This is a genomic window from Micromonospora sp. NBC_00330, assembly GCF_036136635.1.
Classification (GTDB): domain Bacteria; phylum Actinomycetota; class Actinomycetes; order Mycobacteriales; family Micromonosporaceae; genus Micromonospora; species Micromonospora salmantinae.
The window spans coordinates 1387289-1399295 of record NZ_CP108012.1 but is presented as its reverse complement, the minus strand read 5'-3'; the positions used below and the strand labels follow the sequence as shown (position 1 = coordinate 1399295).

Annotated in this window: 11 protein-coding genes; 5 read left to right on the top strand and 6 right to left on the bottom strand. The window is 69.7% G+C overall.

What is annotated here, in order from left to right:
* Positions 1-135: 135 nt before the first annotated feature.
* Positions 136-1878: an RICIN domain-containing protein gene (locus OG598_RS06200; RefSeq protein ID WP_328653459.1), complete on the top strand. Its 1743-nt coding sequence runs from the start codon at positions 136-138 to the stop codon at positions 1876-1878.
* 71 nt (positions 1879-1949) lie between these two features.
* On the opposite strand, the gene OG598_RS06195 is transcribed toward OG598_RS06200, so the two are convergent.
* Positions 1950-3215 carry a prolyl oligopeptidase family serine peptidase gene (locus tag OG598_RS06195; protein WP_328653458.1) on the bottom strand — a complete coding sequence of 422 codons (1266 nt, stop codon included), beginning with the start codon at positions 3213-3215 and terminating at the stop codon, positions 1950-1952.
* Between the two features lie 168 nt (positions 3216-3383).
* Positions 3384-3983 carry a hypothetical protein gene (locus OG598_RS06190; RefSeq protein ID WP_328653457.1) on the bottom strand — a complete coding sequence of 200 codons (600 nt, stop codon included), beginning with the start codon at positions 3981-3983 and terminating at the stop codon, positions 3384-3386.
* A 173-nt stretch (positions 3984-4156) separates the two neighbouring features.
* On the opposite strand from OG598_RS06190, the gene OG598_RS06185 reads away from it, so the two are divergent.
* The 4 genes from OG598_RS06185 to OG598_RS06170 all read left to right on the top strand — a co-directional run bounded on the left by OG598_RS06185 (position 4157) and on the right by OG598_RS06170 (position 9060).
* Positions 4157-6415 carry an ATP-binding protein gene (locus tag OG598_RS06185; RefSeq protein ID WP_328653456.1) on the top strand — a complete coding sequence of 753 codons (2259 nt, stop codon included), beginning with the start codon at positions 4157-4159 and terminating at the stop codon, positions 6413-6415.
* An 85-nt stretch (positions 6416-6500) separates the two neighbouring features.
* Positions 6501-7640: a sensor histidine kinase gene (locus tag OG598_RS06180; protein WP_328653455.1), complete on the top strand. Its 1140-nt coding sequence runs from the start codon at positions 6501-6503 to the stop codon at positions 7638-7640.
* Entirely contained in the window at positions 7637-8296 is a 660-nt protein-coding gene (locus tag OG598_RS06175) for a response regulator transcription factor (RefSeq protein WP_328653454.1), read from the top strand. Before OG598_RS06180 ends, OG598_RS06175 begins: the two co-directional genes overlap by 4 nt.
* A gap of 101 nt (positions 8297-8397) precedes the next feature.
* Complete coding sequence (locus OG598_RS06170; RefSeq protein WP_328653453.1) at positions 8398-9060, top strand: DUF2306 domain-containing protein; 663 nt, start codon at positions 8398-8400, stop codon at positions 9058-9060.
* A gap of 73 nt (positions 9061-9133) precedes the next feature.
* Here OG598_RS06170 and OG598_RS06165 read toward each other — a convergent pair whose 3' ends face one another.
* From OG598_RS06165 to OG598_RS06150, 4 genes are all read right to left on the bottom strand, one after another.
* Positions 9134-9466 carry a TraR/DksA family transcriptional regulator gene (locus OG598_RS06165; RefSeq protein ID WP_266301961.1) on the bottom strand — a complete coding sequence of 111 codons (333 nt, stop codon included), beginning with the start codon at positions 9464-9466 and terminating at the stop codon, positions 9134-9136.
* A gap of 441 nt (positions 9467-9907) precedes the next feature.
* Positions 9908-10642, bottom strand: coding sequence for a VOC family protein (locus OG598_RS06160; RefSeq protein ID WP_328653452.1), 735 nt, complete (start codon positions 10640-10642; stop codon positions 9908-9910).
* Between the two features lie 151 nt (positions 10643-10793).
* On the bottom strand, positions 10794-11444 hold the full coding sequence (locus OG598_RS06155; RefSeq protein ID WP_328653451.1) for a hypothetical protein: 651 nt from the start codon (positions 11442-11444) through the stop codon (positions 10794-10796).
* Positions 11445-11618: 174 nt separating this feature from the next.
* Positions 11619-11975 carry a DNA polymerase ligase N-terminal domain-containing protein gene (locus tag OG598_RS06150; protein ID WP_328653450.1) on the bottom strand — a complete coding sequence of 119 codons (357 nt, stop codon included), beginning with the start codon at positions 11973-11975 and terminating at the stop codon, positions 11619-11621.
* Positions 11976-12007: the final 32 nt, after the last annotated feature.

Genomic DNA, 12007 nt, shown 5'->3' with positions numbered 1-12007 from the left:
TAACAGTTGCGACGATCTATCAGAGCCGGATCGGTCGTCGAACCACGGTGAACCCCGTGACAAGCGCAGCAGACCGGTGCCGACCGGGCCAACGGGACCGAGCAGGCGCGCACCACCACCCAGGAGGACACGACAATGACGCAAGATCAGAATGAGCAGGTGACCGGCGAACGGAAACGGCTGACCCGGCGCACCGTGCTGACGACGATGGGGGCCGTACCGGTCGCAGCGGTCGCGACGGTCGTGGGGGCCACCGAAGCCGTTGCCGCACCGGCGAGCATCAACCCGTCCGCAACACGGCAGACGATCCGAGGCTTCGGCGCCATGGCCCACGCGGCCTGGATCGGCGACCTGACCGCCGCCCAGCGGGACACGGCATTCGGCACCGGTGAAGGTCGGCTGGGGTTCTCCCTGCTGAGGATCCCTGTCAACGAGAACCAGGCGGACTGGAGCCGCGACCTGGCGACCGCGCAGCGCGCTGTCGCGCTCGGCGCCACCGTCTTCGCGTCGCCGTGGAACCCGCCGGCCAGCATGATCGAGACCTTCACCCGCGGCAACCAGACCAACGCGAGGCGACTCCGATACAGCTCGTACGGCGCCTACGCCACGCACCTGAACGACTTCACCACCCACATGCGCAACAACGGGGTGAACCTGTACGGCATATCGGTGCAGAACGAGCCGGACTACGCGGCCGAGTGGACGTGGTGGACCTCCTCCGAGATGCTCCGGTTCCTGCGGGAGAACGCCGGCTCGATCAGCACCAGGGTCATCGCGCCGGAGTCCTTCCAGTACGTGAAGTCCGTGTCGGACCCGATCCTCAACGACTCCGCGGCGCTCGCCAACGTCGACATCATCGGCGCCCACCTCTACGGCACGTCGTACGCGAACTTCGCCTACCCCCTCTTCAAGCAGAGGGGTGCGGGCAAGGAACTCTGGATGACGGAGGTCTACTACCCCAACAGCAACACCAATTCGGGTGACGCCTGGCCCGAGGCGCTCGACGTGGGCGAACACGTGCACCGGGCCATGGTGGACGCGGAGTTCCAGGCGTACGTCTGGTGGTATCTCCGGCGCAGTTACGGTCCCATGCGCGAGGACGGCCAGATCAGCAAGCGCGGCGCCATGATGGCGCACTTCGCCAGGTTCGTCCGACCCGGATACGTACGGATCGACGCGACGGCGAATCCCGCGTCGAACGTCTACGTCTCGGCGTACCGGGGTGGCGACACCGTCGTCATCGTCGCCATCAACAAGAACACCTCGTCGGTGAGCCAGCAGTTCACACTGTCCAACGCCACCGCGTCCGGCAGTGTCTCGAACTGGCTGACCGACGGGAGCAGGACCGTCGCGCCCCAGGGTGCGCTCAGCATGTCGAACGGCTCGCTCACCGTCACCCTTCCCGCCCGAAGCGTGATGACCTTCGTGACCAATGTGAGCGGCACCAGCAGCCCCGAGGGCACCTACAAGTTGGTGAACGTCGACACCGGCCTGGTTCTCGGCGTACAGAACATGTCCACCGCCGACGGTGGTCTGGCCGTGGTCTGGAGTGACAGCGGCACCGCCGACCACAACTGGGTCCGGGTCACCGACGGCAGCGCGTTCCGGTTCCGCAACGTCAACAGCGGCAAGGTCCTCGGCGTCGAGAACATGTCGACCGCCGACAACGCCCGCGTCCTGCAGTGGAGCGACAACGGCACCGCCGACCACCGCTGGACCCTGGTGGCCAACAGCGACGGCTCCTACCGGATCCGCAACGTCAACAGCGGCAAGGTCCTCGCCATCCTCAACGGGTCCAGCACCTTGGGCACCCAGGCCGTCCAGTACGCCGACAACGGCAGCACCAGGAACAACTGGCGCCTGACCCAGGTCGGCTGAGCGTCAGCGGCTCCGGGTCGACCTCACCCGGTCGGCCCGGAGCCGAACTCCCGCGTCGCTCGGCGGCGGAATCACCGACGGCGGCGGGCCATCCACTGCCAGATGTGGGTGCCGTCGAGGCTCGGGTCGTTGCGGGCCACGTAGATCCAGGACCAGTGACCGGGGAACTGGTAGCCGTTCCAGACGACGTGGTCGTACAGGCTGATCAGCGATCCCGGGATGAGGTCGTGGGCGTGGATCGTGTTGGTCTCGGGTGGCACCGTGTCGTCGTCGCGCGAGGTGACCAGCCAGGTCGGGGTCCGAATCCTCGCCAACTCCGCGTCGGTGATCAGCGGCGGGCCCTCCCCGCTGAGCGGCTCGACGACACCGCAGATCGGCACCGAGGCCGCGAACAGGTCGGGGTAGGTCGAGGTCATCTCCAGGGACATGTAGCCGCCGTTGCTGCAGCCGACCACGTAGATCCGGTCCGGGTCGACACGCTTGCGGCGTACGAGGTCCTGAACGATCTCGCGGATCAGCGGGGCGAACCGGGGGCCGTCCTCCATCCAGTAGGAGGTGCTCTGCGGAGCGACGACGTACGCGCCGGAGAAGATCCGCTGGGCCTGCGGGGTGGCGAAGCCGAGCGCTCCCCGGTTGGCGCGCAGCGTGGTCTCGTTGTCGTAGTAGTCGTCCGGCAGCGAGGCGCCCTCGCCGCCACCGTGCAGCCAGACGATCAGCGGCCGCCGGCCGTGCCGGGGCGAGTGGTCGGGCGAGTACAGCCGGTACTTCATACCCGAGCCCGAGACGTGGTAGCTGAAGGCGTCCACCTCGGGGTTCGACAGCCCTGCCTGCACGAAGCGGCTGATGGTCACCGGCGAGCCGTGCCGGCGGACGATCGGGGTGTTCTGGGTGATGGTGTAGACGAGGTCCAGCTGGACGTTGCGGCCCCTGCTCAGGATGTAGCCGAGGGTGCCACCGCCGGGTTGACCTTCGGCGTGGCTCAACTCCAGCACGATGTTGCCGTGCCGGTCGAGTCGGGCCGCGGTCACCGTGCGGTCCAGGTCGTACTCGCTGAAGATCTGGTCACCGGGAGCGACAGGGATCGGGCTGGTGGCCTTGGCGTGCACTGTGAACGTGCCGGGGGTCAGCCCGGCCGGGTCGATCGACCCGAGCCGGCGGGTGTCGAGGGTGACCGAGGTGACCTGCTCACCGCCGTCGAGCGTTCTCGCGTCGAGGGTGAAGCTCACGCTGGTGGGATGGTGTCCACCGGCGTGGGCGGCGGCGCCGGGCAGGGCCAGGCCGATGGCGGCACCGGCCCCACCGGCCAGGACGGTGCGGCGAGTGACAGACGTGGACATGCGGGGCCCCCGTACCTAGCGACGTAGAAGTTCATCGATGACACCTCAACGTAACGCCGCGGTGATCCGCTGGCAACCGGTGCCAGCACGAGTGATCAGGGCGCCCCGCGCCCTCGGAGCTACGCGGAAGACGCCCTGATCGTCACGGGAGGAACGCCGCCCGCACAGTCAGCTCAGGCGCTGGAACACGGAGAACGGGTAGACCCAGGCGGGGTTGAAGATGAGGCCCAACCGGTGCAGGTACCGCTGGCAGGCGCTCGGCTGCGCCGGGTCGGGGCAGAACGTCACCCACAGCTCCGAGTACCCGTCCTTTTCGGTCGGGCTGTAGCTGACGACCTGGTCCCGCACGACGAACTGCATCGAGGTCAGTCGGGGGTCCTGCACGTCGTTGGGGAAGGAGAGGGACGTGTCCAGGCCGTACAGCACGATCTCGTTGGAGAACAGGCAGACGCTCGCCTGGAAGTACAGCTCGTAGATGGTGGTGTAGGTCGCCGTCTCGTAGACCTGCTCGGAGACCTCCTCGCGGTAGCAGGGGGTGCCCGGCGGGAACGCTGGTGGAGTGGGCACCGGGATCGCGTTGGTGGTGATGTCACCGGTGGTGCGGGCCGAGCCGCCCGACGACGTCGCGCGCAGGCCGCCGTCGGAACAGGCCGCCTTCGTCTTGCAGATGGCCGTTCCGGGTGCCGCCGACGCGGCCGCCGCCGGGACGGTGAGCGTCGCCGCGAGCACGGTCAGGGCCAGGACCAGAGGCTTGAGATGTACGGACACGTAACCTCCAATGGTTCGATCAGTGCGCTCTGCACCCGAGCAGAATCGCCGATCGGGCCGGGCCTCTGGCCGGGATTCCGTACACCGCCGTACACTGACGAACGTCTATTTTGGCGGCGGGGGGCAGGACGCTGGATGCTGCGACGGCGCACACGTCCGACGACCTTGCCGGGTTGTTGCGGGCGTTGCGACGCAGGCACGCACGCCAACAGGGCGACAGCGAGCTGACCTATCGCGAGCTTGCAGCCCGCACCGGCTGGTCGCACACCGCGATCGCGGAATACCTCACCGGAAAGACGCTGCCGCCCACCGACCGGCTCGACGCCCTGGTCCGGCTCCTCGGTGCCACGCCCGCCGAGCAGGGCGCGTTGGCCACCGCCCGGGACCGGATCGAGGAGAGCCGCCGCCGCGCGCCACGCGCACCCGCCCGGATGGTGCCCCGGCAGTTGCCCGCCGACGTCGCCAGCCTCGCTGGGCGCGACGACGAGTTGGCCCAACTCGACAAGTTCGTCGCCGCGCCCACCGCCGTCGTGGTCGCCGCCATCTCGGGCACCGCCGGAGTGGGTAAGACGGCCCTGGCCGTACACTGGGCGCATCGCGTCGCCGACCGGTTCGACGACGGTCAGCTCTACGTGAACCTGCGCGGCTTCGACCCTCGCGGGCAGGCGCTGAGCGCGGCGAAGGCGCTGCACAGCTTCCTGGACGCGCTCGGAGTGCCGGCAGCCCGGGTGCCCGCCGACCTCGACGCCCAGGCCGCCCTCTACCGCAGCGCGCTGGCCGGCAAACGGGTCCTGATCGTGCTCGACAACGCCCGGGACGCCGAACAGGTCCGTCCGTTGCTGCCCGGCACACCCACCACAGTGGTGCTGGTGACGAGCCGCAACCAGCTCACCTCTCTGGTCAGCCTCGACAGAGCGCACCCACTGCCGCTCGGCCTGCTCAGCCGCGCCGCGGCCAGTCATCTGCTCACCAACCGGCTCGGCGCCGAACGGGTGGCCGCCGAGCCCGATGCCGCCGAGGCGATCACCGCCGCCTGCGCCCGGCTACCGCTCGCGTTGAGCATCGCCGCCGCCAGAGCCCAGCAGTCCGGCTTCCCGCTGGCCGTCCTCGCGACCGAACTGGGGACGGCCGGTCGGCGATTCGGCGTGCTGGATGCAGGTGACGCGGTCGGTGAGGTACGGGCCGTGTTCTCCTGGTCGTACACCGCGCTCACCCCGCCGGCGGCCCACCTGTTCCGGCTGCTGGGCCTTCACCCCGGCCCGGACATCACGGTGGCCGCGGCGGCGAGCCTGGCCGGTCTTCCGGCGGAAGGAACCCGCCGGTCGCTGACCGAGCTGACCCGCGCGAACCTGCTCGCCGAGTACCGGCCCGGCCGGTTCACGGCGCACGACCTGTTGCGGGCGTACGCCGCCGAACTCAGCGACGGCACCGATACCGAGCCGGACCGTCGGGCCGCCACCACTCGGCTTCTCGACCACTACACCCACACCACCCACACCGCCGACGCCCTGCTGCGCCCGTACAGCGACCCGGTCGACCACCTCGCGACGCCGCCCGCTGACGGCGTGCATCCTGAGCGACCCACCACCCACGCGGAGGCGATGGCCTGGTTGGCTGCGGAACACCCGGTCCTGCTCGCCGCGCTCCGGCACGCCGCCAGCGCCGGATTCGACGCGCACACCTGGCGGCTGGGACGGGCCCTCGACACGTTCCTCGACCGGCAGGGGCACTGGCACGACCGTGTCGAGACCTGCCGCGCGGCCCTGCTCGCCGCCGAGCGCCTCGGCGATCCGATCGCACAGGCGGTCGCGCACCGCTTCCTCGCCGGCGCCCACACCGTCGTCAACCAGTACGCCGACGCGCTGGGCCACCTCGAACAGGCCCTCGACCTGTACGTCCGCGCTGGGGACACCGAGGGCGAGGCGCGTACGCACCAGAACCTCGCGTCGCTGTGGGACCGGCAGGGCGAGCCCCGGAAGGCCCTTGAGCACTCGAAGCGGACCCTTGTGCTGGCCGAGGCCGCTGGCCATCGCCGGGCCCAGGCCGACGCGCTCAACGCGGTCGGCTGGTGCCTTGCCCAGCTCGGCGAGCACCTCGGGGCGTTGGCGTACTGCGAGCAGGCACTCGAACTCCTCCAACAGCTCGACGACAGCGCCGGTGAGGCCGCCACCTGGGACAGCCTCGGCTTCGCACACCATCACCTCGGCCAGTACGGGCGGGCCGTGGAGTGCTACGAACGCACGCTTGGGCTGACGCGCGACCTCGGGGACCGCTGGGGCGAGGCGGACACTCTCAGCCGGCTCGGTGACACCCGCCACGCCCTCGGCGACCCCGTTTCCGGCCGGGCCGACTGGCAGCGGGCACTGGACATCTTCACGGCCCTCGACCATCCGGACGCCGCCGCCGTCCGCGCCAAGCTCCAGCTCAAGTAGTCGAGCCCTTCCGCCCAGAGACCGGCCACCCGGGTCGTACTTTGGGACGATCTGGAGTCGCACCACCGTTCGTACGATGAGTGCCATGCACCCTCGCCTGCACGCGGTGTCGACCGAGCCGCGTGTCTCCCCCGCCCCGTCGCGGACGTGGCGCGACTGGGCACTGATCGCCGCCCTCGCGCCGGCGATCGTGGTGGAAGGAATCTTCCGACCCGATCTGCCCTGGCGGGTGGGCTGCGTCGTGGTGGCGCTCGCGCTGCTGTCCACGCTCCTGTGGCGACGTACGGCACCGCTCGCGATGGTGGTGATTGCTTTCGGTTGCACGACGGTCGCCCCGTTCGTGCTACCCGGCGATCCCTGCCAGCTGTTCACTGCGAGCTTCCTGGTCCTCCTGGTCTACGCGCTGTTCCGCTGGGGCTCCGGCCGGGAAGCCGTGCTCGGTTCGTTCTTCGTGGTGGCCAAGGTGACAGCCGCCGGCCTGGTCGGCTCGATCGACGGTGGTGAGCTGGTCGCCGGCTTCGCGGTGATGTTCGCCGCCGCCACGCTGGGTGTCGCCATCCGCTTCCGCGCCGCCACCCGGCTGCGCGAGTTCGATCGGGTGAAGCTGTTGGAGCGTGAACGGCTCGCCCGCGACCTGCACGACACGGTTGCCCACCACGTGTCGGCGATGGCGATCCGCGCCCAGGCCGGCATCGCCGCGTCGGCGACCCAGCCCGATGCCGCCGTCGAGGCGCTGCGCACCATCGAGGCCGAGGCGTCCCGTGCGCTTGCCGAGATGCGCGCGATGGTCCGCGTCCTGCGCCGCAACGAGCCCGCCGACCTGGCGCCCAACCCGCAGGTCGCCGACATCGGGCGGCTCGCCGGCCAGTTCCGCACCGGTCCGACCGTCGACGTGGAGCTGCGCGGCGACCTCGACGACCTTCCGCCCACTGTCGGCTCCGCGCTCTACCGCCTAGCCCAGGAGTCGGTCACCAATGCCCGTCGCCACGCGCGCCACGCCACCCGCATCGAGGTCAGCGTCGCGGCCGATGACACGTCCGTGCGTTTGCGGGTCAGCGACGATGGCGAGGCCGGCGCCGCTCGTCCGACCGGCTCGGCCGGTTTCGGCCTGACGGGCATGATGGAGCGCGCCGACCTGCTCGGCGGCACCTTCGAGGCCGGCCCCGATCCCGACAGTGGATGGACCGTCACGGCCGTGCTTCCGCGCGAGGGGGTCGGCGCGTGACGGTTCGCGTGCTCGTGGCGGACGACCAGGAGATCGTCCGTACCGGCCTCACCATCATCCTGAACACGCAGCCCGGCATCGAGGTCGTCGGTGGGGCCGGCGACGGCCGCCAGGCGGTCGAACTCGCCCGGCGGCTCCGCCCCGACGTGTGCCTGTTCGACATTCGGATGCCGGGCATGGACGGCATCGAGGCCACCCGGGCGCTCGCCGGGCCAACGGTCCCGGAGCCGCTCGCGGTGGTCGTCATCACGACCTTCGACCTCGACGAGTACGTGTACGCGGCGCTGCGGGCGGGCGCCCGCGGCTTCCTGCTCAAGGAGGCCGGCCCCGACCTGCTCAGCCAGGCCGTGCACGCCGCCGCCAACGGGGACGCGCTGATCGCGCCGAGCGTCACCACGCGGCTGCTGAAGGCGTTCGCCGACGCGGATCCGGCCGCACCGCGCACGCAGCCCGTCGAGGCGCTCACCGACCGGGAGGAGCAGGTTCTGGTCGCCGTGGCGCGGGGACGCACCAACCAGGAGATCGCCGACGAGCTCTACATCACGTTGAGCACGGTCAAGTCGCACGTCACCAGCCTGATGACCAAGCTGGGGGTGCGTAACCGGGTCGAGGTGGCGATGTGGGCGTACGAGACCAACCGCCGCCGACGGCACTAGTGACCGACGGAAGTACGACGACGGTGCCCGACCATGGGTCGACCCGATCGCGGCCCTTGTGCCGATGAGCGGCGGCGGGTGCGGCGTCCACCATCGGTGGCATGACGATGCGCGAGTGGCGGCTACCGGCCGCGTTGATCCTGCTGGGCCTGATACCGATGCTCGCCGGCGCCGGACGCCTGACCGAGCTGGGCAGCGGACCGGACGTCACCCCGACCAACGCGCGCTTCGTCGCCGATCCGCTGCCGGTGGTGCTGCACATCGTCGGCGCGGTGGTCTACACGATCCTCGGCGCGTTCCAGTTCGTGCCCCGTCTGCGCCGCTACTCTTGGCACCGCCGTGCCGGCCGCGCGCTCGTCCCCTGCGGGCTGACGGTCGCCTTCACCGGCCTGTGGATGGCCGTCGCGTACGACCTGCCGGCCCATGACAACGGCCTGCTCGCCGGCATGCGACTCGTCTTCGGCTCGGCCATGGCCGGCGCGATCCTGCTCGGCCTCGCCGCCGTGCTACGCCGGGACATCGCCCGGCACCGCAGGTGGATGGCGCGCGGCTACGCGATCGGCCTCGGCGCCGGCACCCAGGCGTTCACCCACGCGCCGTACCTCATCGCGACGGGCGAACAGCCCGACGGGAACCTGAGGGCCGGCCTGGTGGTCGCCGGCTGGTTGATCAACCTTGCGGTGGCCGAGTGGTACCTGCGGCATCCGGCTCGGGTCGTCACCGCGGTGGCCGTGCGCCGAAAGACCGAGCGGCAAAAAGGCTGAGGATCTGCCGGCACTCTCTCGCACCCGGCGGTGTGGCTGCCGTGCCAGCTGGCACGGCAGCCACACCCGGATGTCACCTGTTCTGCTTCTCCTGGCACGGCACGCAGAAGCGAGCGTGCGGGAGGATTTCGAGCCGCTCGGCCGGGATGCTCTGGCCGCACCTGTGGCAGGCACCGTAGGTGCCGTCGCTGATCCGGTTCAGCGCACCGGTGATCTGCTCGATGTTCTGGCGGGTGGCCAGCAGCAGCGCGGCCTGGTTGTGGGCCTCGCCGGGGTCGCCGGTGTCCGCGTTGAGCTCGGTCAGTTCCCGCAGCCGAGCCGTCTGGGTGGCGAAGTCGTCCGCCAGGGACGCTCGCAGGTCAGCCAGCCAACTCTGGTCGAGAGTAGGACGATGATCGACGCTCATGATCTGCCTTTCAAGGGGAATGGGCGGGAAAAACAAAAAGGGCCGAAGCTTGGATAGCTTCGCCCTGGCGGTCGTTCTGGGTATGCAACGACTCCGCAGGTGGGCCTCGGCCGGTTCGCATCGGGCACGACGTTGTGTGCGTGGGCGCGGTGTGCGGCGAGCGGACAACCGGCACCCGCATGTCGGCCTTGGGACGGGTCGCCGTCGGCACGCGCACAGCACCGCCCACCGCCACCTCGGTGGCGGCGGGCGAGCGGAAGGTCACCGGCGGCATGCCCCCACCATAGAGCCGGGTTGCCCTAATGCCAACGTTCGCGGTGGGGCCTCGTTCCGACCAGGAACTGTCACTTTTTGCCGCAATAGGGCCGTTGCCCGAACTCGGTCGCCGCCGTCCGGTTCTCCGTCGGCAACGCAACGAAGCTCACCGGTGTCGCCGGTTGGTCAGCTCGGGGTGAGCAGGCAGAACTCGTTGCCCTCCGGGTCGGCGAGCACCCGCCACGGGACGTCCTGCCCCAGGTCGATGGGGGTCGCGCCGAGACTCCGCAGCCTGGCCGCCTCGACCTCCGGGTCGTCACCGGGGTACGGACGGACGTCGAGGTGGACGCGGTTCCACACGCTCTTCACGTCAGGGGTACGGACGAACTCCAGGTAGGGGCCGACGCCCTTTGCGGAGCGCAGTCTCGCACCCTGATCGGTCACCTCGTGCACTGTCCAATCCGTGGCCTCGCTCCAGAACGCGGCCATGGCTCGCGGATCAGCGCAGTCGACCACTACGGCGGCGATCGGTCCGGTGTCCCGGTAGAGCGCCCTGGGCTCCAGCACGCAGAACTCGTTGCCCTCCGGGTCGGCCATGACCGTCCACGGCACGTCACCCTGGCCCACGTCGGCAACGGTGGCGCCCAGATCCGTCAGGCGGGCGACGACCTGCGCCTGGTGGGCCGCCGAGGTGGTGGCGAGGTCCACGTGCACGCGGTTCTTCACCGTCTTGGGCTCGGAGGAGACGACGAGGTCGACGCAGACAGCGACGGGGTCAGGGTAGACGACGCCCTCGGGTTCGAGGTTGGTCACGCCAGGTCCCTCACTGGAGATTTCCCAACCGAGCGCCTGCGCCCAGAAACCGCCCAGCGCGGAGTCGTTCCGAGCCTTCATGTTGATCTGCACAAGCCGTGTCGCCATGCCGCGATGCTAGTGGCCTATCGAGCCGGCGGTGGTACCCGACATGGAGTGATGGGACGGGTTCACACCGACCGCCGGCACAGCCGGTCCGCCACAACGTGTCCGGCGCCTCCACGCCTGGCGAATCGCTACCACACGTCCAGAACGGTCTCTATTCGTACGGCCAGCACCAGATCCATGCTGCCTTGACGGCCACACTGACAACTGCGCTACCGGGTGACTGCGCCAGCCGGACTACCAGCGTGGGCGTGCCGGCAAGCGGGTACTCGAACCAACGGTCGACTGTTTCGTCGTTCGTGTCATCGAGCGCGCCGGTCAGTGCCGCCTCGTCGAGATCGTCATACGCGTACCCGATGGAGGCGCTGATCTGCCGGAGCAACCGTACGACGTGTTCCTCGGTCACCCACCCCTCGACGCGCGTCACGCCGTCGCGGACTGCCTCGTTCGGCGGCTGCGGCCTGGGCGACACCAGCTGATCCGACTGCGGGTCGTACGAGTCGAGCCCGTGTGCACTGGCCAGAACAGCGAATGCGCTGAGGCCCTCCCACCCATGAGGCAGGGTCATGCCGACGAATCGATCGGCGAGACCGGTGTGGCCCCATGGCTGCCGCCAGCCCAGATCGTCGTGCCACGGGGCAATCATGTCGGCAAGGTCCGGCCAGCGGCGAAGCACCTCGGCGCGGAACGCCAGGACACGGGGATCCGGCCCGAGACCATCCGCCGATTCGTCCGCGAGCCGATCAGCCAGCTGACGAGGATCCTCCGCTGCCCCGGACGGCCAGAAGTACAGGTCGTAGCTCACGCGAGAAGCGTAAGTGGCACGTCTGGGTTCAGTAGTCCACCGTTCGTAGCCACCAAAGGCGATGTCGATGACGGCGCGGGGATCATCCGAGTTAGCTCGCCTTCCATCATCTGGTGTGCAACCACACCGTGTCCACGCCGTCACGGCACAAGCACCACTGGAGCCAGTGGCCATCTATCCGTGCTCGTCCGGGGGCTGTTCCTTGGTCAGGTGCAGCAGCCATCCCTCGCCGGTGCGGATGAGCGCGTATCGCCGGCGACCGGTGCGGCCGTGCAACGTGAACAGCATCCGGCGGTCGGTGCGATCATGCTCCTCCCAGGTGCCGATGTCGGCGATCGACTTGTCGACGTCCTCGTAGGTGAGGTGATCGAGGTCGTGGTCGGGCACGGCGATCGCGAGCCGGTTGTCGCTGGGACTGTCCGGCAGACCGCGAGGCACCGCCCACGAGCGCAGCACACCGTCTTCTTCGAGCCGCAGGTCGAAGTGCGGTCGTGGTTTGCGGTGGTGATGCAGGACGAAGGCTGGTGCCACTCCCCCATTGTCGGCGCAGGCCGGCCCTTCCG

Bases quoted from the DNA above. Each gene is read 5' to 3' on its own strand.
- OG598_RS06200 (WP_328653459.1), top strand. From the start codon at position 136: ATGACGCAAGATCAGAATGAGCAGGTGACCGGCGAACGGAAACGGCTG.
- OG598_RS06195 (WP_328653458.1), bottom strand. From the start codon at position 3,215: ATGTCCACGTCTGTCACTCGCCGCACCGTCCTGGCCGGTGGGGCCGGT.
- OG598_RS06180 (WP_328653455.1), top strand. From the start codon at position 6,501: ATGCACCCTCGCCTGCACGCGGTGTCGACCGAGCCGCGTGTCTCCCCC.
- OG598_RS06170 (WP_328653453.1), top strand. From the start codon at position 8,398: ATGACGATGCGCGAGTGGCGGCTACCGGCCGCGTTGATCCTGCTGGGC.
- OG598_RS06165 (WP_266301961.1), bottom strand. From the start codon at position 9,466: ATGAGCGTCGATCATCGTCCTACTCTCGACCAGAGTTGGCTGGCTGAC.
- OG598_RS06160 (WP_328653452.1), bottom strand. From the start codon at position 10,642: ATGGCGACACGGCTTGTGCAGATCAACATGAAGGCTCGGAACGACTCC.